The 23,951-nt window shown below is 52.3% G+C and carries 18 protein-coding genes; 6 read left to right on the forward strand and 12 right to left on the reverse strand.

The genetic code is table 11. The features are described 5' to 3' along the window. Window positions 1-28: 28 nt before the first annotated feature. The 5 genes from D4L85_RS26020 to D4L85_RS26040 all read right to left on the reverse strand — a co-directional run bounded on the left by D4L85_RS26020 (window position 29) and on the right by D4L85_RS26040 (window position 6,987). Window positions 29-3,355: a ThuA domain-containing protein gene (locus D4L85_RS26020; protein WP_119757049.1), complete on the reverse strand. Its 3,327-nt coding sequence runs from the start codon at window positions 3,353-3,355 to the stop codon at window positions 29-31. Between the two features lie 84 nt (window positions 3,356-3,439). Then, the gene (locus D4L85_RS26025; RefSeq protein ID WP_119757050.1) at window positions 3,440-4,153 is read right to left on the reverse strand and encodes a 3-keto-disaccharide hydrolase; all 714 of its coding nucleotides are present in this window, start codon (window positions 4,151-4,153) and stop codon (window positions 3,440-3,442) included. Between the two features lie 90 nt (window positions 4,154-4,243). Further along, window positions 4,244-4,687, reverse strand: a complete 444-nt coding sequence (locus D4L85_RS26030) for a c-type cytochrome (RefSeq protein ID WP_119757051.1) — start codon at window positions 4,685-4,687, stop codon at window positions 4,244-4,246. A gap of 54 nt (window positions 4,688-4,741) precedes the next feature. Next, complete coding sequence (locus tag D4L85_RS26035) at window positions 4,742-5,794, reverse strand: sugar phosphate isomerase/epimerase family protein (RefSeq protein WP_119757052.1); 1,053 nt, start codon at window positions 5,792-5,794, stop codon at window positions 4,742-4,744. Window positions 5,795-5,832: 38 nt separating this feature from the next. After that, the gene (locus D4L85_RS26040) at window positions 5,833-6,987 is read right to left on the reverse strand and encodes a Gfo/Idh/MocA family protein (protein ID WP_119757053.1); all 1,155 of its coding nucleotides are present in this window, start codon (window positions 6,985-6,987) and stop codon (window positions 5,833-5,835) included. Window positions 6,988-7,171: 184 nt separating this feature from the next. Here D4L85_RS26040 and D4L85_RS26045 point away from each other — a divergent pair, with 184 nt between their 5' ends. Beyond that, window positions 7,172-8,212, forward strand: coding sequence for an aromatic ring-hydroxylating oxygenase subunit alpha (locus tag D4L85_RS26045; RefSeq protein WP_119757054.1), 1,041 nt, complete (start codon window positions 7,172-7,174; stop codon window positions 8,210-8,212). 648 nt (window positions 8,213-8,860) lie between these two features. Here D4L85_RS26045 and D4L85_RS26050 read toward each other — a convergent pair. The 3 genes from D4L85_RS26050 to D4L85_RS26060 all read right to left on the reverse strand — a co-directional run bounded on the left by D4L85_RS26050 (window position 8,861) and on the right by D4L85_RS26060 (window position 12,411). Then, window positions 8,861-9,415, reverse strand: a complete 555-nt coding sequence (locus D4L85_RS26050) for a hypothetical protein (protein WP_119757055.1) — start codon at window positions 9,413-9,415, stop codon at window positions 8,861-8,863. Between the two features lie 128 nt (window positions 9,416-9,543). Beyond that, window positions 9,544-10,872 carry a xylose isomerase gene (gene xylA, locus D4L85_RS26055; RefSeq protein WP_119757056.1) on the reverse strand — a complete coding sequence of 443 codons (1,329 nt, stop codon included), beginning with the start codon at window positions 10,870-10,872 and terminating at the stop codon, window positions 9,544-9,546. Between the two features lie 39 nt (window positions 10,873-10,911). Then, entirely contained in the window at window positions 10,912-12,411 is a 1,500-nt protein-coding gene (locus D4L85_RS26060; RefSeq protein ID WP_119757057.1) for a xylulokinase, read from the reverse strand. Window positions 12,412-12,511: 100 nt separating this feature from the next. Between D4L85_RS26060 and D4L85_RS26065 the strand changes: the two genes are divergently transcribed. From D4L85_RS26065 to ctlX, 5 genes are all read left to right on the forward strand, one after another. Next, complete coding sequence (locus tag D4L85_RS26065; RefSeq protein WP_119757058.1) at window positions 12,512-13,207, forward strand: NUDIX hydrolase; 696 nt, start codon at window positions 12,512-12,514, stop codon at window positions 13,205-13,207. A 497-nt stretch (window positions 13,208-13,704) separates the two neighbouring features. After that, window positions 13,705-14,982, forward strand: coding sequence for an MFS transporter (locus D4L85_RS26070; protein WP_119757059.1), 1,278 nt, complete (start codon window positions 13,705-13,707; stop codon window positions 14,980-14,982). A 102-nt stretch (window positions 14,983-15,084) separates the two neighbouring features. Further along, window positions 15,085-16,056 (forward strand): GDSL-type esterase/lipase family protein, encoded by a 972-nt coding sequence (locus D4L85_RS26075; RefSeq protein ID WP_160144011.1) that lies wholly within the window; start codon window positions 15,085-15,087, stop codon window positions 16,054-16,056. A gap of 88 nt (window positions 16,057-16,144) precedes the next feature. After that, window positions 16,145-17,587 carry an arginine deiminase family protein gene (locus D4L85_RS26080; RefSeq protein ID WP_119757060.1) on the forward strand — a complete coding sequence of 481 codons (1,443 nt, stop codon included), beginning with the start codon at window positions 16,145-16,147 and terminating at the stop codon, window positions 17,585-17,587. 12 nt (window positions 17,588-17,599) lie between these two features. After that, window positions 17,600-18,520 (forward strand): citrulline utilization hydrolase CtlX, encoded by a 921-nt coding sequence (gene ctlX, locus D4L85_RS26085; protein ID WP_228450636.1) that lies wholly within the window; start codon window positions 17,600-17,602, stop codon window positions 18,518-18,520. Between the two features lie 86 nt (window positions 18,521-18,606). Here ctlX and D4L85_RS26090 read toward each other — a convergent pair whose 3' ends face one another. From D4L85_RS26090 to D4L85_RS26105, 4 genes are all read right to left on the reverse strand, one after another. Further along, window positions 18,607-19,851 (reverse strand): hypothetical protein, encoded by a 1,245-nt coding sequence (locus tag D4L85_RS26090; protein WP_119757062.1) that lies wholly within the window; start codon window positions 19,849-19,851, stop codon window positions 18,607-18,609. A gap of 70 nt (window positions 19,852-19,921) precedes the next feature. After that, window positions 19,922-22,207, reverse strand: a complete 2,286-nt coding sequence (locus D4L85_RS26095) for a glycoside hydrolase family 65 protein (protein WP_119757063.1) — start codon at window positions 22,205-22,207, stop codon at window positions 19,922-19,924. Between the two features lie 57 nt (window positions 22,208-22,264). Continuing rightward, complete coding sequence (gene pgmB / locus D4L85_RS26100; RefSeq protein WP_228450637.1) at window positions 22,265-22,915, reverse strand: beta-phosphoglucomutase; 651 nt, start codon at window positions 22,913-22,915, stop codon at window positions 22,265-22,267. 55 nt (window positions 22,916-22,970) lie between these two features. Continuing rightward, on the reverse strand, window positions 22,971-23,945 hold the full coding sequence (locus D4L85_RS26105; protein ID WP_119757064.1) for a carbohydrate kinase family protein: 975 nt from the start codon (window positions 23,943-23,945) through the stop codon (window positions 22,971-22,973). Between the last annotated feature and the right edge of the window lie 6 nt (window positions 23,946-23,951).

Here is a 23,951-nt window from a genome sequence, read left to right on the forward strand (position 1 = left end):
ATATAGTTAGGTTAGGTTAGTTTAGGTTTCACTTGTTGTCCAGCGCGACCCCCCCAAAGTAGAACATGGGTTTGTCGCCCTTCGGATTTTTGAACACGACATAAAGATCGTGTTTACCGCTTACCGGCGCCAGCTTCACAGGGGTTTTCACCAATTGAGGGGCCGTCACCGTTGCCTTGCCCAGCAACTCTCCATCGGGTTTGTCCAGGTGGAGTTCGATGTCGCCTCCCGTGTTCTGTCCTGGCATGATGAAGGTGAGCAGTGTCGCTTTCTTCACGCCGGTCAGGTCCACGCCTTTGAAGGCTCCATGCGCGTTGTTCAGCACATTCTGGAGGGCCGTGCCCTTGTCGCTTTTCACCTTGCTCACGATGTTGAGGTCATCCATATGCTCGGCGCCCAACACGGGGCTGCGCAATGCAATGGCGGTGGTGCCTGCCAGGGCGGGCACTTTATCCGCTCCCTTGTCAAAGTAGGTTGCTGTCAGTATGTAGGCGCCGTCTTCCTCTTTGCCCGGGGTGGCCGAGCCGGAAAGCGGGAGTTTCTTCACCACTTTCGATTCGCTGAGCGAAAGGACGTATTCTACCATTTTCTTGGCATCGTCGACGCTCACTTGCGGGTGTGCCGCCATCTCGGTGGTGCCCCATACGCCGGCGCCGCCTTTGATCACTTTGGCCGCCAAAAGGCCTACGGCTTTTTCGTTGCCCTTGTATTTTTCGGCCACCATCTTATAGCTGGGGCCGGCGGATTTCTGGTCGATGATGTGACACGACTTACAGTCGCTTTTCTCGATCAGGGCTTTGCCTGGCAACTCGGCGGTTGGCATTTGGTGGCCTTGCGCGATCGCGGTCATGTCAAATCCTTTCAGATAGTCGAAGGTTACGGTCACGTCTTCGGGTTTGATCTTGCCATCGGCGGTAGAGCCGTCTTCCTTGTCAGTCACTGTCACGGTGTACTTCACGGGTGTGCCGGGGAAGTAGAACGACTTGTTTCCGGACACGATCTCGGCGGTCACCACAGGGGGTTCGTTACCGATGGTCAACTTCAACTGGGCATCGGCCTCGCCTCCTTTGTCATCTTTCACCGTGAGCTTCACGTTTTGAACACCGGCGTTCTTGAAATCGACGGTGAACTTGCCATCGGTCGAGGTCAGCGTTTTTCCTTCGGCTTCCAGTTGATAGGTGATCTTGTCGCCATCCGGATCGTTGGTGCCTTCTGCCGACAGCTTTACGGTTGCCGGGAAACCGGTTGACATCTTATCAGCACTCAGCATGGCTACGGGCGGGCGGTTGCCGCTGTTGTAGTCGATGCGCACCAGGCGGGCATCGAGGTTTTGTTTGAACCAGGCTGTGCCATACTCGATCATGTAGAGCTTGCCATCGGGGCCATACGACATGTCGATGATGTTGTTGAACGGGGTGTTGGGCATGAACGGCTCCATATCCATGATCGCGCCCTGGTCGTTCATCGACACGAGGAACATCCAGTTGCGGATCCAGTCGTACATGAGCAGCTTGCCGTCAAAGTAGTTCGGGAATGCCGTCGCCACGCCTTTGTAGTTTTCGCTGTAATAGACCGGGCCCGCCATAGCGTTACGGCCACCTTCCTTCAGCATCGGGAAGTCGTCGGATTTCACATAAGGATACCAGATGAAGGGCGGGCTCACGGCCGGCAACTCGCGCTTACCCGTGTTGTTGGGCGACTCGTTGATGGGCGCTGCAGGATCCCACTTTGCCAGCGCTTTCTTTACGGCGAAGTCATATTTCGCATACGGGAAGTTATTGCCCACAAAATACGGCCATCCAAAGTAGCCTGCCTTCTTGGCCTGGTTCAATTCGTCATAACCACGCGGTCCGCGGAGCGAATCGTCCTTTCCTGCATCGGGACCCACTTCACCCCAATAGAGGAAGCCGGTTTTGCTATCCATGGAAATGCGATACGGGTTGCGACAGCCCATCACGTAGATCTCGGGACGGGTCTTTTCTTCGCCTTTTGCAAAGAGGTTGCCGTCGGGAATGGTGTAGGTGCCATCGTCTTCCGGGTGGATGCGCAGGATCTTTCCGCGGAGGTCGTTGGTGTTGGCCGAAGACTTTTGTGCGTCAAAGGGAGCGCGTCCGGGACGCTCGTCGGAAGGGCTGTAGCCATCCGATTCGAAGGGACTCGTGTTATCGCCGGTGGAAATGAACAGGTTTCCGTGGGGATCAAACATCAGCGAGCCACCGGTATGGCAGCAGGTCTCGCGTTGTGTGCCCACCTCCAGCAATTGCTTTTCGGAGGCCATGTCCACCTTGTCATCCTGGAAAACAAAACGCGACAGCACGTTCACGGATTTGTCGGGATGCGAGTAGAAAATGTAGATCCAATGGTTCTTGGCAAAGTTGGGATCGGCGGCCAGGCCGATCATGCCGTCTTCCGATTTGGTCCAGACGTTGAACTTGTTCACCTCTTTGATCTTGCCATCGGCCGGTGTGTAGAGCATCACTTCGCCTTTGCGTTCGATGAAGATGATCTTGCCATCGGGCAGCACGGTCATTTCGGTGGGCTCGTCCAGGTTGAAATCGAGGACGGTTTTCTTGAAGCGGTTTTCTTCCACGGCGCGGATGGTTTTTGCCTTCGAATAGTCCAGGGGCTTGTCTCCGATCGCATAATGGATCCCGGTGAGCAGGTGATCCTGGAAAAGCGAATCGGCATAGCTCTGCTTGGTGTGGCCCATGCCGGTGTAGAAAGAACGGCCGCCTTCGAAGTCGTGATACCAGGCGATGGGATGGTTATTGCCATTCTCGCCGCCTTCATAGGTGCTTTCGTCCAGCGTGTAGATCACGTTGATGTCGGGCGAGAAGTGTTTGTAGTTGTAGAGTTCGTCCCAGCGCTTCCATTCGTCGGGCAGCGTGTTGGGGTGCGGTCCAAAAGGTTTTGCCTTGCGGAACATGGCCTCCTGTTGCTTGGGATGGCTTTTGAAATAGGCACCCACCAATTTTCCATACCAGGGCCACTCGTATTCTGTATCGGCGGCGGCGTGGATCCCTACATAGCCCCCACCCGCTTCGATGAAGCGTTTGAAGTCGGCCTGCTGCACGGGATCGAGCACGTCTTGCGTTGTGCTGAGGAAAATGACGGCCCGGTATCGTTTGAGGTTTTCTTCATTAAAAAGGGATGCATCTTCGGTGGTGTCAACGGCAAAGCCATTCGTCTTGCCCAGGGCCATCAACACCAATTTTGCCGTATCGATCGACTCGTGACGATAGCCTTTCGTTTTCGAAAAGACCAGCACGCCCGGCACACTCTTTTCGCCACAGGAGAGGATGAGGCAAAAGAGCACCACGATCGACAGGAATGAATTCAGTTTATGCGTTGTCATAAAAGGATATGAGTTTTCGGCGCATAGACATCACGTGGGTCTCTCCGGTCGTCCATGGCCTTTAATAAAGTTTGTGGTGAGGTCTTACTTCAGTTCGCGGATCTTGAGGTTGCGGAACCACACTTTGTTGCCATGGTCCTGCAGGGCAATGCTGCCTTTCAACGATTTACCAAACACGGGCCAGGCCTTGAATTTGCTGCCGGCCACCAGTTGATCCCACTCAGGGGTGTGCATGGTGAACTCCACCACCTTCACGCCATTGACATAGAATTCCATGTGTGCCTTTTTGGAAACAATGCGGAACTGGTTCCAGTCGCCGTGCTTCACGGGTTCAGAGGAAGAAGCGATGAGGTCGTACAGATCGCCGGTGCGGTGCTTGTTTATTTTACCATCGGGGTGACAGTCGTTGTCGAGGATTTGCATTTCGGGGCCGCTGTGGTAGGGTGCGCTGGAGGCGGGGTCTTCCACCACGTTGAACATGAGGCCGCTGTTGCCACAGGAGTCGATCTTCCATTCCAGGATCAGTTCATAGTCCTGGTAGGTTTTGTCTGTCACGATGTCGCCGCGGCCTTCTTTTGTAGAAGCGTCGAGGTACAGCGCGCCGTCGGCTACTTTCCAGCCGGTGCCTACGCCTTTCTTGTTGTAGTTGTGCCAGCCGGCTGTGGTCTTTCCGTCAAAAAGGAGTTTCCATCCGTCTTTCTTTTCCTGTGCCGTCAGGGTGTTGTTTTGTGCATTCACGGTAGAAACAAAACAAAGCAGGGCGCACCATAGCAGCGACGTCGAATAGATTTTTTTCATGATAGTGGTTGTGTGAGCTTGGTTGTAGATTGTTTTTTCAAAGAAATGAAAACCGTCAGGCCTTGTGGGCGCTGACGGTTTATGAATGTGTTAATCTTTCGGTTTTTCTCCGTCGAGAGAGAGGACGTACATGGCCATCTTCTCGGCGTCGGCTTTCGACAGGTCAGGGTGAGGCGACATCGGTATTTCTCCCCATACGCCGCTTCCGCCATTGCGGATCTTGTCGGCCAGCAAGCCTACATTGGCTTTGGTGAATTCGTATTTCTTGGCCACGTCGGTGTGGGAAGGACCTACGATCTTGTTGGTGGGGTGATGGCAAGTCTTGCAGTCGCTGGCATCTACCAGTGCCTGGCCTTGTTTGATCAGGTCGTCGGCAGATTCGGCTTTGGGCTCAGCAGCTTCTTTGGCGGCTTCCTCGTCGCTGTAGCCTTCTTCGGTTTCTTCGGTTGCTGCTTCTTTCTTGGATCCGCCGCACGACGTCAGGGACCAGGTGGCTACACCTACCAGCGCTAATACTAAAAATGCTTTTTTCATGTGTTGTTCGAATTAAAAAAATTAAAAATGGTCAGTCAGTAAATCTTCCCGGGTCTAAATACCCAACACTTTCTTATTGAATTTGGCGTCTTTGCCGGTAGCGGCAAAGTCGTCGAATGCTCTTTCCGTGACGCGGATGATATGGTTCTGGATGAACGGCGCACCTTCGGCAGCACCCTGTTCGGGGTGCTTGATGGCACACTCCCACTCCAGCACAGCCCAACCGGCGTAGTCATATTGCGTGAGCTTGGAGAATATGGTTTTGAAATCCACCTGCCCGTCGCCCAATGAACGGAAACGCCCCGGGCGGTTCACCCAATCTTGATAGCCACCATAGACGCCACTCTTTCCCGTAGGGTTGAACTCGGCATCCTTCACGTGGAACATCTTGATGAAGGTGTGGTAGAAATCTATGAATTGAAGATAATCCAATTGCTGCAGCACAAAATGGCTGGGATCATACAAGATGTTGCAACGCGCGTGTTTTCCGGTAGCCTCATAGAAGCGCTCGAAAGTGATGCCATCGTGCAGGTCTTCACCTGGGTGGAGTTCATAGCAAACGTCCACACCGGCCTTGTCGAAAGCATTCAAGATGGGCAGCCAACGCTTGGCCAGTTCCTTGAAGCCATCGTCCACAAGCCCTGCGGGGCGTTGGGGCCAGGGATATACCGTGTGCCACATGAGCGCGCCTGAAAAAGAGGCGTGCGCATTGAGGCCCAGGTTTTTGCTGGCCTTGGCGGCATACTTCAACTGCTCTACGGCCCAGGCGGTGCGCTCGGCAGGTTTGCCGTGCAAAGCCTTTGGCGCAAAGCCGTCGAACATGTCGTTATAAGCGGGATGCACGGCCACCAATTGGCCTTGTAAATGGGTGGAAAGCTCTGTGATCTGCAGACCACAGGAATCTACGATGCCTTTGATCTCATCGCAGTAATCCTTGCTCTCGGCAGCTTTCTGGAGGTCGATGCAGCGGCTATCCCATGTGGGGATCTGCACACCTTTATAGCCCAGGGAAGCCACCCACTTGCAAATCGTTTTCAGATTGTCAAATGGCGGCTGATCGCCCATGAACTGTGCCAGGAAAATGGCCGGTCCTTTTATCGTTTTCATTTAAAAAACTGGAGACATTAGGTTGAACATCATTTCCGTTATTTCAGCTTGGTCCACTTGCGGGTGGAGTTGCCGGACTTTACCGCCGTTTGCACGAAGTTCATGCCGCGTACGCCGTCTTCCACATCGGGGAAGTCGTATTTGGCTGCGTTGATCTTCTTGCCGGGCTTGTAGTCGCGCACGGCTTTGCCAAAAGCGCGGTAGATGTTGGCGAAGGCTTCGAGGTAGCCCTCGGGGTGACCGGCCGGCGTGCGGGTAAATGCCTTGGCTTCGTCCGAAAGATAAGACTGACCTGCGCGGATGATCTCCTTGGGTTTGCCGAGCCATTTCACGATCATGGTGTTGGGGTCTTCCTGTTTCCATTCCAGGCCGCCTTTTTCACCGTAGACGCGGATGTTGAGGTTGTTTTCTTCACCTGCGGCAACCTGGGTGGCCATGAGCACACCGGTGGCACCGTTATCAAATTTTATCAACATGGAAGCGTCGTCGTCCAGCTTGCGGCCTTTTACAACGGCGTTCAGCATGGCGCATACTTCGGTGATGTTGGAGCCGGTGATGTATTCGGCCAGGTTCGCAGCGTGCGTACCGATGTCGCCGATGGCACCGCCCATACCCGATTGTTTGGGGTCGGTTCTCCAGGAGGCTTGCATGTTGCCTGTTCCTTCCAACAGCGTGGAAAGCCAGCCTTGAGGGTATTCAACAAATACTTTTCTGATCTTGCCCAGCTTGCCGGTGGCAACCATGTTGCGGGCTTCTTTCACCAGGGGATAGCCGGTGTAGGTATGGGTGAGGCCGAGGATGAGGCCTGTTTTTGCGACTACTTTTTGTAAGGTCTTTGCTTCTTCCAGAGAGAAAGCGATGGGTTTTTCAACGATCACGTGGAAGCCACTTTCCAGGGCCATCTTCGAGGGACCGAAGTGTACGTGATTGGGCGTTACAACCGACACAAAGTCGATGCGTTGATCGGGAGGCATGTTCTTCTCGATCTCGAACATCTCCTGGTAGGTTTCATAGACCCGTTTGGGGTTGAGATAAAGCGCTTCGCCGGTCTGTTTCGACTCGCCGGGAACCACGCTAAAAGCACCGCATACCAATTCAATTTCTCCATCGATACCGGCGGCTTTACGATGAACGGGGCCAATAAAAGAGGTAAGTCCGCCACCTACCATGCCCATGCGTAATTTTCTTTTCATTAGGTTAGAATGTTTTGGTTCAAGTAAGGGATTAAATGTCTAAAAATAAAGCATAAAATTTACAGAAATCGATTGCGGGTTGGGTTGACGGCCCATATATTTTCTAATGATTTATTCATAGGTTGGGTTTGGCAAACTAGTTGTTAAATCCTTTCTTTGACACCATTTGCCTTAACTTTTTTTCATGACTGAATCGCTCTTTCTCAAAAATCTCTGGTATTTCGCCATGCATGGTTCGTTTCTGAAGCAAGGCAAACTTGTGGCGAAGGAGCTCCTCGGCGAACGGGTTGTTTTTGGGAGAGATGAGAACAACATCCCCTTCGCGCTACGCGACAATTGTCCGCATCGCGGCGTGCCCCTCTCCAAAGGATGGTACGATGGCAAAACACTGCAGTGCTGCTATCACGGCTGGAAGTTCGACAACACCGGCACCTGCACCGGCATCCCCGCATTGGCCGACGAAAAGTTCGACACCAGCAAGATCAAGGTCTTCAAATATCCCTGTCGCGAGATCAACGGCACCGTCTGGATCTACATGCCCCAGAACAAAACACAACTGAGCGGCGCCGACGAAAGAATCCCCGACTTGCTCGTGCCCCAGGGCAAGGATTTTCTCTTCGTAGAAAAAGTGACGATGCCCGCCGATATCGATCACTCCGTGATCGGACTGATCGACCCGGCCCACGTGACGTTCGTGCACCAATCGTGGTACTGGCGTTCGTCCAAAAAGTTGAAGCTGAAGGAGAAGAAGTTCGAACCCGTCGACCTGGGCTTCAAGATGACGCGGCACACGCCGTCGTCGAATTCGAAAGGATATTCGATCCTGAAGGGAAGCCGGTCCACAGAGATCAACTTTCAATTGCCGGGCATTCGCACGGAACATATCCAGGTGGGCAACGACGAGATCGTTTCGATCACCTGCCTCACGCCGATCAACGAGCACGAGACCGAACTCAACCATATCTTTTTCACCACCATCGGCTTTGTGAAATACGTCTGGTGGCCGCTGCGCCAACTGGGCAAACAATTCATTCACCAGGATCTCGGTGTGTTCGAGAAACTGAGCGAAGGCCTGAAATCAAAGCCCACCCTAATGCTGCTCGGCGAACCCGACCTGCAAGCGCGCTGGTATCATGAACTGAAACGCCAGTGGGATCTGTCGCAACAGAATAAAACGCCGTTTGTGAATCCGGTGGAGCCGAAGACGTTGCATTGGATCACGTAGCCAAGTGGCAATGATACCTGACGTTCCTCGTGCAAAAGCACGTCACTTCGTAATCGGGAGAAGCGGAAACGACGGGATCAATGCCATTCTCGTTGATCCTTATTATAAAATCAGTCCAGCCACAAGTACGCAACCGCATTTGAATCCCGTAGGGATTCCCCATCATAACCACGGGTGAAACCCGGGGCAAACGAAACACAGCATTCAACCCCGGAGGGGTTACCCGTTCGGATACGCGCGTTCCAAGTACCTACACAAAGTCAATGTGCACTTTACTCTTCCGAATAAAGGCTGCTTCATCACATCATGATGCATTCCTCTACAGAAATTAATTGAAACGCAACCTGTCCTGAGTCGAGGACGTACCCTTGCGATAACTTTAGTTGTTGGGAGATATTTAACAGCAGCCCGGCCAGGGATAGAAATGGAAAGCCCGAAGTGCGTATGCATGCGCGCGGCCGGACTTGTAATGGATAGCCCGGTCCGAGGTTTCCGAGGAGGCCGTCATTCTATCATTATTTTACGCTCGCGATTGCGAACGGACCCCCAATAGGTAACCTGCCTAGGCGGGTTGAGAGCATTTGAGTCTCTTACCCCCGGTTTCACCGGGGTTATGATGGGGAACCCCTAGCGGGGTTAGTTTTTTAGTTACCAATCATCACTATCCTTCTTCTTCCCTTTCTCCACATACTGCAGCTTGTCTGTGAACGACTTGTCAAGAAGACCCAACGTGTTCGGCTTGCACCATTCCTGGTTCATGATGGTGCCGTTGTTTTTGGCGGCGTAGTTGGTGAGATTGTCTTTGGTGGTGATCTTTTTGTAGCCGATGTCGCCGGTGAGTTGGATGGAGCGGACCGTGACGCGATATTTTCCGTCCTTCACGCCGACCGTGACCTTGCCGCTGTACTTTCCGGTTTGGATGATCGAGGGGGTGGCCACTTGGGTGAATTGGAATTTCTTATAATCTACGATGATGTCGTTCATGTCGAACGTGATCTCGTCGCCGGTGGCTTGGAGGTTGGCGGCGAAGGGTTGGGCTTTGTAGAACTCGGTGAGCTTGGCTACGGTGATGGAATCCTGGGCGAACACTTTTTGGTAGAGGATCTCCTGGTCGGCCAGTTTGAAATTGCCGTAGGTCGTGTTGCCCTGGGCGAAGACAACGATGGAACATGCCACGAGGATCAGGGAAAGCAGTGTTTTCATAGGTCGGTTAACTTTGCGGCCAAAGGTACAGAACAAAATGCATTGGCACGGCGGGGCGATCAAAAACAAAGGTCATTCAAACGCGTTGCGCGCTGAATGACCTTTAGCGTATTTTATCGGTTACAACACTAAACGAACTTGTTCAACAAGTTCTCGTAGTATTCCTGTTTGCCGCTGATCTGTTCGGGCTCACCGTTCTTGAGGGCCAGCTTTCTCAACTCTTCCAATCCTACCTTGCCTTGTTCAAACGCTTTGCCTTTTCCGGCGTCGAAAGAAGCATAGCGCGCTTTGCGCAGGTTGGTGTATTCGCCGTTGTCGAGGATGGCTTGGGCGGTGATGAGGCCGCGGGCAAAAGAGTCCATGCCGCCGATATGGGCATAGAAAACATCGGCATTGTCGGTGGAGTTTCTGCGGGTCTTCGCGTCGAAGTTCACGCCGCCGTTCTTGAAGCCGCCGGCTTGCAGGATCACGAGCATGGCTTCGGTCAGCTCATACAAGCTGTTGGGGAATTGGTCGGTATCCCAGCCGTTTTGGTTGTCGCCGCGGTTGGCGTCGATGCTTCCCAGCACGCCGGCGTTGGCGGCCACCTGGAGTTCGTGATCGAAGGTGTGTTGCGCCAACGTCGCGTGGTTCACTTCGATGTTGAGTTTGAAGTCGTCCATCAACTCGAACTCGCGAAGGAAAGCGAGACAGGTGGCGGCGTCGAAATCATATTGGTGTTTGGTGGGCTCCATCGGTTTGGGCTCGATGAGGAACGTGCCTTTGAAGCCTTGTGCACGGGCGTAGTCTTTTGAAGCATGCAGGAAGCGCGCCAGGTGTTCTTGTTCGCGTTTCATGTCGGTGTTCAGCAGCGACATGTAGCCTTCGCGGCCACCCCAGAACACATAGTTCGATCCTCCCAATTCGATGGTGGCGTCGAGTGCGTTCTTCACTTGTGCACCGGCCCAGCACACCACATTGAAGTCGGGGTTGGTGGAGGCGCCGTTCATGTAGCGCGGGTGCGAGAACAGGTTGGCCGTTCCCCACAATAATTTCACGCCGGATGCTTTTTGCTTTTTCTTGGCGTAGTCGACGATCTTTTGAATGCGTTCCTCGGATTCGCTCAGCGTGGGCGCTTCGTCCACGAGATCGTAGTCATGAAAGCAATAGAAAGGTGCGCCGATCTTGGTGATGAATTCGAAGGCGGCGTCCATCTTGTCGTAGGCGCGTTGCATGGCGTCGCTGCTTTGGTTCCAGGCAAAGTTCTTGGTGCCGGGACCAAACGGGTCGCCGCCGGTGCCGCAGAAGGTGTGCCAGTAGGCGATCGCAAAACGGAAGTGTTCTTCCATGGTCTTCTTGCCTACTTTGCGCTTGGCGTCATAGAATTTAAAAGCCAAAGGGTTGTCCGATTCCTTGCCTTCATACTTTATCGGACCGATGCCTTTAAAGTATTCCTTGTCTCCGAGTGTAAGTTTCATGTAATTGTATTTAGCGTTGGGATATTCCAGTTGAAAATTTCAGGAAAGCGCTTTTTGCAAGTGCGCCAGCCAGGTTTGATAAGCATCTTTATATTGACCCGCCAGCGTGGCCGACGGCTGTTCGGTGCGGATGATCTTCAAGCCGCGGAAGGCTTCTTCGAAAGAGCCATACACGCCTGCTCCCACCCCTGCGCCGAGCGCTGCGCCCTTTGCACCGTCGGTATCGTACAGTTCCAGCGGCGCGCCGATGGTGTTGACAAACGCTTCGCGGAACAGTGGACTTAAGAACATGTTGGCATGGCCCGCGCGGATCACTTTTGTATTCAGCCCCATGCCCTGCAAAACATCAAAGCCGTACTTGAGGGCAAACACAATGCCTTCCTGCGCCGCGCGAAACACGTGGGATTGACCGTGACGGTTGAAGTTCAGTCCATGGAACGACGCATCGAGGTTCTTGTCTTCCAACACGCGCTCGGCGCCGTTGCCAAACGGGAGGACGGAAAGCCCATCGGCACCGATGGGTGCTTCTGCCGCGATCTTGTTGATCTGGTCATATTCATAGAGCGACCCACTCCCGCGCGCCTGCTTGCGCAGCCAGCTGTTGAGGATACCCGTACCGTTGATGCACAACAATACTCCGTTGCTTTTCACGGGTTTATTGTCGTTCACGTGAATGAACGTATTGACCCGCGACTTGGGATCGAAGGCATTTTTATCGGTGACACTATAAATGACCCCGGAGGTTCCCGCCGTGGCAGCCGTCTCGCCGGCGTTTAAGACATTTAAGGAGAAAGCATTATTGGGCTGATCACCAGCGCGGTAGCTCACGGGAGTTCCTTCCTTCAGACCCAACACTTGCGACATAGCTTTTGTCACTTTGCCGTGGATAGAAAAGGTGGGTACCTGCGTGGCCAGCATCGACGCGGGGATGCCGTAGAGGGAGAGCAATTTCTCGGAGGGTGCTCCCGCAGCATAATCCCAAAACATGCCTTCGGACAAACCGGATGCTGTGGTGACAACGTCGCCCGTGAGTTTCATGGCGAGGTAATCGCCGGGAAGCATCACTTTATAGATGCGTTCAAAAATGGCAGGCTCATTGTCTTTTACCCATTTGAGTTTAGAGGCAGTGAAGTTTCCCGGGGAGTTCAACAAATGCTTTAAGGAGTAGTCAGCGCCCAGGCTTTGAAAGGCGTTGCGGCCAATGTCAACGGCACGGCTATCGCACCAGATGATGGAAGGGCGAAGCACCTTTTGGTCTTTGTCCACACACACCAGCCCGTGCATTTGATACGAGATGCCGATGGCGGCGATGTCTGCACCGCTGGCACCGGATTTCTTCAAGCAAGCCTGGAGGCTTTTCTGCGCATGTTCCCACCACATCTCCGGATCCTGCTCCGCCCAGCCGGCGTGTACGGCCAGCATGGGCATTTCTTCGGCCGGCGACTGCGCCGAGGCAACGGATTGGCCGGTGGCCGCATCAATCAGCGATGCTTTGATGGAGGAACTGCCCAGGTCATACCCCAACAGGTATTTCTTCATATTTTGTAAAATTACAATCGTTTGAAAGTGCGGTAAATATATAACTTATAGTACATTTGACTACAAGTATCCTAAAATATTTTTTATACCTTAACAGCGTATGACGACCCTACCCTTTCCCGATACCATTATAGATGCCCTCTCCATTGACTGCCTGATCTTTGGCTTTAAAAAAAGCGAGCTCGACATCCTGCTCGTCCAGCACGGTGAAGGCATCAGCAAGGGGAAATGGGCGCTCCCCGGCGGCTGGATCAAATACAATGAAAGCACCGACGGCGCCGCCACGCGGATCCTCAACGACCTCACCGGCGTGTCCAATATCTACCTGGAGCAACTGCGCGCCTTTGGCGACGTGCACCGCTACCCTACCAAGCGCGTGATCACCATTGCTTATTATGCGCTGGTAAAGCCCGAGAACTACACCCTGCACGCCGGTTTCACGGCGGCTGATGCGCAGTGGTTCAAGATCAGTGAAGTGCCGGAAATGCCTTATGATCACAAGATTATCCTCGACGAAGGTCTGGCGTACCTGAAACATAAAGTGCGGCATGAACCCATCGGATTCAATCTTCTCCCCAAGAAATTCACGCTGCTGCAATTGCAGGAGCTTTATGAAGCCATCCTGGACAAGAAGCTGGACAAACCCAATTTCCGACGCAAGCTGATGCGGATGAATCTGTTGGAGCCGTGTAAGGAGAAACAGACGGATGTATCGCATCGGGCGGCGGGGCTTTATCGGTTTGATAAGAGAGCGTACAACCACTTGAAAGAGAAGGGTTTTATGTTTGAGTTGTGAGGGTTCAGGAGCCAGAATCCAGGAGCCAGGAGCCAGGAGAAATGCAAAATGCATCTGTCGATAAAGTAGACTTCAGGTCTGAACGATTTACGCAAGGCTTATAACTCGCGGTATGCGAAAAATCATTTTACGTTCCTCACGCCCCATCCCATTGTTGGCTCCTTAGATCCTGACTCCTGAAAAAACCGCCTGGCATCTGGCTTGACCAATTTCAAAAGATCTTATAACTGACTGTACGAGAAAAAATTATGTCCACAACCTTTATCTTGCAGTCACACCGTACCCGTTCCCGCACCCCTACTGGCTCCTGGCTCCTGGATTCTGGCTCCTGAATTCCAAATCCCCGTCTCAAAAAAAACCGCCCCACCAATAGTCATAAGGACTATAAGTTTTCCCCAATTCTTGTAGATTGCAATCCATTGCATTGTTGCAAGGGCGGATTTTTAACTGCATCTTAACGCCACACTAGACTATAACCTTAAACCTTTTAATTCATCATGGAACAGAAGAATATTAACCGCACCAGCCTGTTTTGGGCAAGTTGTATGTCGCTACTGGTGACATCGCTTTCTTTCGGGATCCGGGCCGGTATCTTAAACAGACTCGGGGTAGAATTCAGTCTTAATGCCCAACAATTGGGTACGATCGCCGCAACGGCTTTCTGGGGATTCCCGCTGGCCGTTGTTATCGGTGGTTTCGTTGTAGACATCATTGGCATGAAACGCCTGCTCGTTATTGCCTTCCTGTTTCACCTTCTGGGTATCGGACTCACGGTATTTGCGAACGGCTACTGGTCCTTGTTCCTTTCCACTCTTTTGATCGGTATTGCCAACGGTACTGTTGAAGCTGCTTGTAATCCGCTAGTGGCCACCATTTACTCCGAAAACAAGACCACGAAATTGAATCACTTCCACCTCTGGTTTCCAGGAGGTATCGTGATCGGTACGCTTATCGTTATGCTGTTCGACAGAATGGGATTGGGATGGCAAGTACAGGTGGCGACGATGTTTCTTCCCACCTTGGTGTATGGCTATATGTTCCTGAAACTGGATTTCCCCGTTACCGAACGCGTAGCATCGGGTGTTTCCACGGGCGACATGTATAAGGCGGTCCTCACTCCTCTTTTCATCTTCATGTTCATCTGTATGTTTGGAACGGCCATTACTGAATTGTTCACCAACCAATGGGTAGGGTTGCTGCTTTCGAAGGCAACGAGCAATTCATTGTTGCTCCTTACCATCACTACCGGCATCATGGTTATCGGCCGTGGTTTTGCAGAGCCTATCGTTCACCGGTTTTCACCTGCTGGCGTACTGTTGGCGTCGGCTATCCTGGCAGCGCTAGGTCTCTACTTAATGAGTACAGTAACCGGAAACATGTTGCTAGTGGCAGCATTGCTTTTTGGAATTGGGGTTTGTTATTTCTGGCCCACCATGCTGGGATTTGTGTCCGAAAATATCCCTAAATCGGGTGCCGTAGGAATGAACCTGATGGGAGGCGCCGGCATGTTTGCCGTGTCCGTTTATACGGCTTTTATGGGTGGTGTTTATGACAACATTATTTCCAAGAATCTCCCTTCCGGTGCCGATCTCAAAGCGTATCAGGCTGCCGGTGCAGGAAGCACGGAGGCGACGGCCTTTGCCAACGCGCAGTTGGTCGCCGGGCCGGAAGTTATCCGTACCACGCTGGTAATTCCTATTGTTCTGGTGGTTGCCTTTATCGGATTGGTGATCTATATGCGCGGTCGAAAAGCGCAGGCACCTGCAACTGCCTAAGAATAACGATTCTAAGAATTAAGAATACAGAGGATGGCCCAAAACCATCCTCTTTCTTTTTTACGTACATTCCATTAAATCCTCCCGGAGGCTTCATTGAGTATGCGTAAACTTATCGTGATATTGCTGCTGCTTTCTTCGACGGCTATGGCTCAGAAACTGATCATTACGGAAAAGGTAAAATTCCTCGCCCTGGGCGATTCTTATACCATTGGCGAGAGTGTGCCGGTAAGTGAACGCTGGCCGGTCCAGTTGATCGATGCCGTTACGTTGAAAGGCCTTGATTGTTTTGAGCCGAAGATCATTGCCACCACGGGTTGGCGCACGGATGATTTAAAAAACGCTATCGCGGCCGCGAAGCTCACCAACGACTACACGCTCGTGTCGTTGCTGATCGGCGTGAACAACTATTACCAGGGGAAAACGGTGGAGAGTTATGCGCCGGAGTTTGAAGAATTGTTGAACACGGCGATCCGGTTGGCGGGTGGTAAAAAGTCGCACGTGTTTGTGGTTTCCATTCCCGACTATGGGTATACACCTTTTGGAAAAGACAAGCAGGCGACGATCAGTGTGGGCGTCGACGCATTCAATGCCGTGAATAAATCCATTTCGCAAAAGCTTGGCGTTCCCTACTACAACATCACAGAAATATCCCGAAGGGGTCTGGTGGATCCCGACCTCGTTGCCCCGGATGGTTTGCATCCTTCCGGTCTCATGTACTCGCTGTGGGTGCAGTTGATCTTGCAAGATGCCACGCTGGTACATTCCGGTACCGATGAAGGAGACAGTGGCAACGATCCGGTGACGGGCGTTGCCGATGAACAATATGGTGTGAACATCTACCCCAATCCCTTTGAGAAGACTATCATCATCGAGAACCTCCCTCCTGCACAAAATGCCCTACGGGTGGAGTTGCTGAACGACCAGGGCGCGGCGGTGACACTGGACGAAACCCTCGCGCCAAAAGGGGGACGCCTTGAACTGGATACCCGGCGGTTAAATGCGGGATTGTATCATTATCGCATTCAAGGTTCGGCTGGCTTTTTATTGCAGGGAAAATTAATCAAGGTTTAAACGGTTTAAACCCACATTGCTGGGGAAAGTGGCGGGGGGATTTGTAAATTAAAAACGGCGTTTGTTCCTTGGGGCCTTTATTCGTTTTATGGCCCAAAAATCAATGCACGTCACCTCCGAGATTGGAACCCTGAGAAAGCTTTTGGTGCATAGTCCCGATAGCAGTTTGGGGAAAGTGGTGCCTTCCAAAGCACAGGACTGGTTGTTTGAAGACATCGTGCACCTGGACACCATCCGCAAAAAAGAATACGACTATTACACACGCATCCTGCTCTACTTCCTCGATCCCGAAAAGATCGCCGGCAAGCTCAAACAGATCGACGCTCCCGAGAACCATCGCAAATTCTATAAACCCGACGACGACGGCTTTCACCGTTCCGAAAAGGTGATCGAGCTGCAATGGCTGCTGGCCGACATCCTGAAAGACCACACCATCAAATTGAAATTGGTGGCGTCGGTTTGCGCCATCGAGTTTTGCTCTTATGAAACCCAAAGCAAACTCTTCGCCTTAGATCACGTGGAGCTTTCCAAGGTGCTCATCAGCGGCACGCTGTTGGATGGACGCATGCTCTTCGCCCCGATTCCCAATTTCATTTTTACGCGCGATATCGGTGTGGTGGTCAACGATCATATTTTACTAAACCGCCCCGCAAAAAAAGCCAGGACGCGCGAAGCGTTGCTCACCAAATATATTTTCTTTAACCACCCCCTGTTTACCTCCTTCGAAAACAAGATCATCGAAATCGAAGACACGTCGCATCACTTCCTGATGCCAAAGGAAAGCGACGACAAGAAGGTGACCCTGGAAGGTGGCGATGTGATGATGGTGAGCACCAATCATTTGCTGGTGGGCGTGAGCGAACGCACCACGGTAGAAGCCGCACACCAGGTGGTGAACCTCCTGTTCGAACGCAAACTGGTCGACAAAGTGACCGTGGTGCGCATTCCCAAAAAGCGCGACTACATGCACATCGATACCGTGTTCACCCAAGTGAAGCGAAACATGTGGGTGATGCTGGGCAACTTCTCGCGAAAGAGCATCAAGAAGGAAGATGCCGACCCGGTGGAGCGCATTTTAGAAAGCAAGAAGAAAGACGATCCGATCAAGATCGTGCAATTCAACCGCCACGATATTGACCGTCCCGTATATTTTGAGACCCTCGAAGACTTGCTGATCAACATCAGCGAAGTGGACCTGAAGAGCCCGGAGAAGACCGCGTTTATTTATTCCGGCAACAGCGAGTTCCCCTATGACGTCCGCGAACAATGGACGGATTCCTGTAATGTGCTGGTGTTGAAAGAAGGTGTTGTGCTGGGCTATGATCGAAACGACAAGACCACGGAAGCGTTCACGGCGCAAGGTTTTAACGTCGTACACGTACACGACCTATTGAATGACCTGGAGGCCGGCAAGGTGCGCGTGGAAGATCTGAAAGATACCGTCATCCTGATGCCATCGGCTGAACTGTCGCGTGCGCGCGGAGGTTTTCATTGTATGAGCCTGCCCTTGCTGCGGGATGAAATCAACTAACCGTCTTTGAGGATGAGCCGCCAAACTACCTCCCATTTATTGATGATCCGTCCCGTGCAGTTTGCTTTCAATGCGCAGACGGCGGTGAACAATGCATTCCAGTCCACTCAAGACACAAACGCTCAGGAGCTCGCGCTGAAAGAGTTCGATAATTTTGTCGGCTTGCTTCGAAAAAAAGGCGTGGACGTGACGGTGGTGAACGATACGCCGGCGCCACACACACCCGATTCTATTTTCCCCAACAACTGGATCTCGTTTCACGACGATGGCAGTATCGTGCTCTATCCCATGTATGCCGCCAACCGCCGCCAAGAACGAAAGCCCCATGTGCTGGAGACACTGGAAAAACATTTCAGCATAAAGCAGCGCATTGACCTTTCCGCGTACGAAAACAACAACGTCTTTTTGGAAGGCACGGGAAGCATGGTCTTGGACCGTGAGAACAAAATAGCCTATGCGTGCTTATCGCAGCGAACCGACGCCAAAGTATTGAACGATTTTTGCGCACGACTGGGGTATACGGCCCAAGCCTTTACCGCCACCGACGCCAACGGCTTTCCCATCTATCACACCAACGTGATGATGTGCGTGGCCGACCGCTACGTCATCATTTGCCTCGACTCCATCCCCGATGCTGCGGAGCGAAAAACAACCGTCACCTGCATCACCAAAACAAACAAAGCGATCATTGCGATCACCCTGGACCAGATGAATCATTTCGCCGGCAATATGCTGCAGGTGAACAATGCGAACGGCGATACATTCCTGATCATGTCATCGCAGGCCTATAAAGCGCTAAGTTCTGAGCAGGTGGAGACCATTGAAAAATACAATCCTATTCTTCACTCCAGTCTCGATACCATCGAAAGAAATGGCGGGGGAAGTGCCCGATGTATGATGGCAGAGGTGTTTTTGCCGGAACGCGCTGTTTAATCTGTTTTTTTCGGCCGTTAGAAAGCAAGTCCCATCGATCACAATCGGAAACGTATAAAAAAATTCAACGCTTGTCTATTCCTTCGTCAGCGATTAAATGGGTACTCGTTAATCCAATGGAATCCGCGATTTAGTAAAAGAAACTCTTCTGAATTTTTGCGCATAGCGACCTGAATGGAATCTTCGTTTAGTTTTCCTTTTAAGGTGTAAAGATTGTCCTTGGCGATGGCATATTGAAAATGGTAGATCGTTGTGGAATCCGGGCTGGAGAGGCGCATCGTGCGCGCCACGGTATCGGCGGCAAAGTTCCATCGGATCGTGGCCCCGTCCATGTACACCAGGCTGCATTTGTCGTTTGGCATGACATAAAGTTTTTTCCAGCGACGGGTTTTGTCTTCTTCCGGAACAGCCATGCCATTGGTCTTGTGTTCTACGACTTCATAGGCATCAAAACGCTCGGGGAAAAATGCAGCCATCTCAGCTTCCCTTTTCATGCCGGAAACAATCAATTGTTGGGCCATGAACAGGATGACGATCGCCTTCCCAATGCCATGGAACAGCCTGGCTTTGGGGTGGGTGAACGCGGGACGGATATTTTCGGGTGCCGTGGCCTTGTTCAAAATAAAAAAGGAAATCAACCTTTTGAGTTGTGGCGCGGCGATCACCATGGCGATAAGCAGAAGATGCGCGGAGAACAATTTCACGGGAACGTCATAGCTCAGGTTCAACATCAGAATGTTGACCATGATCGAAATAGTGATCAAGGCGCCCAGCAAGGTAGTCCGCCGGAAGAAGAGCAAAGTACCCGCTAATATTTCGGCACTGCCGGTAAACAAGTTGTATGTTTTGGAATACCCCATGAAGGTCCACAACAAGCCCATGGGCGAAAATTGCCCGAGCGGTGTTGCCAAGCGCTCCAGCGGCGGGAACGGAAACTGGGTTTTGAAGACCTTGGCGAAGCCATAGACGAGCATCATGTACGCCAGGAAATAGCGTAAGAAGATCAAAAACCAAAACCACAGCTTGTCATAGTCATTGCGTTTTCGATCGAGCCAGGTCCACACTACGGTGCCCACCAGCGAGATCGATCCAATCACCACCAGTTGCACATAGTTCCAGGTCGTGTCGCCGCTCCCGTTGGGCATCACGGTGATATCGATGTTGAAAATGTGATGCCCTGCAAAGACTACGATGGCATTCCAGGGCGAGAATGGGAAGAACTCTACCCACCAGGAAGCCGGCGCATAGCACAGGAGATAGATAAAGAAAAACCGGAAGAGAATTTTAGTACCAGTGGTCCATGACGCCTGGGTGGGTAATACAGTTTCCATAAACGATATCAATAAAAAAATTTCCGACACAAAGTCGTGCCGGAAATCTTAGTGAAGTGCTAATGTTTCTCTAACGCTTCAACATCACCGGCTTGCCATGGAGACAGATCTCCAACGGCGCCCCGGATTCGAGGATCGTTTCCACGTTATCTTTCGAGATCTTTATTTTGATGACCCGCTCTCTAAATTCCAGCCGGAACGAATACGACTTCCATTGATCCGGCGTAAACGGATTGAAGTGAAGCATCCCATCTTTCACGGTCATGCCACCGAAACCTTTCACCACACTCATCCACGTGCCGGCCATCGAGGTGATGTGGCATCCATCTTCGGTGTCGTTGTTATAATCGTCCAGGTCGAGGCGGGACGTGCGCAAATAGAATTCGTAGGCGCGTTCTTTATAGCCCAGCCGTGAGGCAAGGATCACGTGTACGCAGGGCGACAACGATGATTCGTGCACGGTCATCGGCTCGTAGAAATCGAAATTCTTGCGGATGGTCTCAATGTCGTAGCGCTCCTCGAACAGAAAGATGCCTTGCAGCACATCGGCTTGTTTGATGAAACACGAACGCAGGATGCGATCCCACGACCATTTCTGATTGATGGGGCGGTCTTCCGGTCTCAGGTCGCTCACGCGCAGCAATTCTTTGTCAAGGAAGCCGTCCTGTTGCAGGAACACGCCGCGACGCTCGTCGACCGGATAGTGCATCTTGGAGATGATCTCTTTCCAACGGGTGGTCTCCCCTTCGTCAAAATTGTTGGCCTTTGCGATCGCCGTGTAGCGCTCACCGTGTGTCTTCTTCACCTGCGCCAAAGAATCGATCGTGTATTGCAACGTCCAGGTGGCGATGGTGTTGGTGTACCAGTTGTTGTTTACGTTGTTCTCGTATTCGTTGGGGCCGGTAACGCCCAGCATCACAAACTTGTTCTTGTCCGACGACCAGGTGATGCGCTGCGACCAGAAACGCGAGATACCGATGAGCACATCGAGGCCATATTCAGCCAGGTAAGCGTCGTCGCCCGTGTAGCGAATGTAGTCGTAGATGGCAAACGCTATCGCACCGTTGCGGTGGATCTCTTCAAAGGTGATCTCCCATTCGTTGTGGCACTCCTCCCCGTTCATGGTCACCATGGGATACAGTGCAGCCCCTTTGTTGAAGCCCAGTTTGCCCGCGTTCTCGATGGCGCGTTGCAGATGTTTGTGGCGATAGACGAGCAGGTTGCGGGCCACTTTTTGTTCGGCGGTGCCGAGATAAAACGGCAGACAGTACGCTTCGGTGTCCCAGTAGGTGCTTCCGCCATATTTCTCACCCGTAAATCCTTTCGGGCCGATGTTGAGGCGCTCGTCTTCGCCCGTGTAGGTTTGGGTCAGCTGAAAAATATTGAAGCGGATCCCCTGCTGGGCGGCGATGTCGCCTTCGATGGTGATGTCGCACTCGTCCCATTTGTGGGCCCACACTTTGCTGTGGGCTTCCAGCAAGGCATCGAAGCCTTTCGTGGTGGCCTCGGTGAGCACCTGTTCGCAGGCTGCAACCATTTTGTCTTTTGCATGATTTTCGGAAGACAAAATAGCGGCGTATTTGTAAACGACCATCTCCTTGCCTTCGTGCAGATCCAACTGGATCACGTTGCCTGCATACTTTTCGCGCAATTCCATGTTCACCCGGTCGAACGCGGCTTTCTTGCCTTCCTCCAGGACGACATACTTCATGCCGGTGGTCACATGGAAAAATGTTTTCTTGGTCTGGGCGGTCACGATGGCCTTTCCTTCGGCGGCCTCTTTGTAGACCTCTTCCCAGAATTTTTCATCGTAGTTGGAATCTTTGTTCACCACGTCGGCGTCCACATAGATCGAGAGCGTGGCCTTAGCTGAAAAATTTAGCGGCGTGATGGAATAGCGGATGGCGCCGATCTCCCCGTGCGCCATGCTGCAAAAGCGTTTGGATTCGACACGTACTTTTTTGCCATCGGCAAGCGTGGCGGCAAAGCTCCGCGACAGCAGTCCGATCTTCATGTCGAGCACGCGGCGGAAGTCTTCCACTTTGCACTTGGCGAGGTCGAGCTTTTGGTTGTCGATGGTGATGCGGATACCGATCCAGTTGGGTGCGTTCAATACTTTGGCGAAGTATTCCGGGTAACCGTTCTTCCACCAGCCCACACGGGTTTTGTCTGGGTAGTAAACGCCGGCCACGTAGCTTCCGCGCAGCGTTTCGCCGGAGTAGTCTTCTTCAAAATTGGCGCGCTGGCCCATGTGGCCGTTGCCCAGGCTGAAAACACTTTCCGATATTTTATTGTAATGCGGATCGAGACCTTCTTCAATGATTTGCCATTCGTGATGCTTGAGATACTCCTTCATAGCTAAGCCGATATTATGTCTTACAATATGTTTTACCGAGGATGCTCTGCGTTCCTCTTAAAGTTGTTCCAATTCCGCAGGTTTGAACTGCCCCGTTTTCTCGATCACACGCTGGGCTTTCCCCAACTGCACGGGCGATCCCACGCCCACACACTTCATGCCCGCCGCCAGGGCCGCTTCCACGCCGGCCTCGGCATCTTCGAACACCACGCAATCTTTTGAGTCCACACCGAGTTTGCTGGCGGCCAGCAAAAAGATCTCGGGGTCGGGTTTCGAATGAACGACCATCGTTCCATCCACCACCACATCGAAGTATGACTCGATGTGCAGGCGTTGTATCACGGTCTTCGCATTTTTACTGCTCGACGCCAGCCCGGTTTTAATGCCCTGCTTGCGAAGTTGTTCGAGCAGCGCTTTCACGCCGGGATAAATTTCTTCGGGCATCATGCGCTCCACATAATCCACGAACCAGGTGTTCTTTTTATTCGCCAGCGTTTCTTTATCGTGTTGGCTCAAGGCCACGTTGCCCAGGCCCAGCAAGATCTCCATGGACTGCATCCGGCTGACGCCCTTCAGCCGTTCGTTGTCTTCCACCGTAAACCGGATGCCGAGTTCGTCGGCAAGGCGTTTCCAAGCCAGGAAGTGATAGTGTGCGGTGTCTACGATGACACCATCGAGGTCAAAAATGCAAGCCTTCGTCAAAATCAAAAGGGTCAGTTAAAAATGAATCGAATGGGTGTGGGAATGAGTGCGAAAACGAGGTCTAAAAGTACGTTTCCTGGATGAGTTTATTGGTGTCTTCCAGCGACTTAAATACGGCAAACGTTTTCCCCTGTGTGCGCAAGGCCCCGAGCGCGTTGCCATAGCGGGCCGCGCCCACATAGTCGTTGGGCTTTTGGAGCAACCCAAACCCAACGCCGCCGGCAAAAGAGTCGCCACAGCCCGTGGTGTCCACGACGTTGTCTACGGGCACGGCAGGCACCATTTGCTCTACGATCTTTCCTTTCTCTTTGTAGTAGGTCAGACAGCCGCGCGAATCAACCGTGATGTAGACGCACTTCACGCCCATGTTCAGGCAGTGGGCGGCGAACTTTCCAAGTTCTTCGCGATTCACTTCATCACTTTCGATATAATAATCGCTGGTCTCGTATTCTTTTCTGAACCAGGACGCATGCGCTTCCTCGAGATTCATTTTCAACACGTCGATATAGGGCAGCCAATGGTCGCGATCGATCCAGAATTTGCGCTGACGCTCGCCGTTGAACAGACAGGCTGTGGTAGGGCCATGCGCGTCGAAGATGATCGTGCCTTTGCTATTCTCTTTCAGGTATTTCAAGGTGTCGAGCGAGATCTCGTAGTCGCTGATGGGGATGAACACAAACACCTTGCAGTTGAGCAGGTTCTTCACGTCGGCCGGAACGATGGGGTCCATAAAGCCCGTTTGCCGCTCGATGCGGTTGTTCATATCGATGAACTTCAGGCTGATGATATCGCCCTGGTCGTTTTTGGTGGTGAGGTGCTTCGTATTGATACCTTCATAACCTCCGAAAACTTCCTTCACGTTATCGAGGTCCACCTGGCGCACGTGACACACGGGGATGATCTCGATCTTGTCGCCGGCCAACGTTGAAAGGGCGATGACGGGATGCGTGACGCACCCCCACTTCTGGATAAGGTCGCCCTGGTGCGTCACGATGTGATCGCGGGGTATGGGGCCAAGCACGGCGATTCGTTTCATATTGTC

Origin of the sequence: Chryseolinea soli (assembly GCF_003589925.1) — a bacterium.
In the GTDB taxonomy this organism is placed as follows: domain Bacteria; phylum Bacteroidota; class Bacteroidia; order Cytophagales; family Cyclobacteriaceae; genus Chryseolinea; species Chryseolinea soli.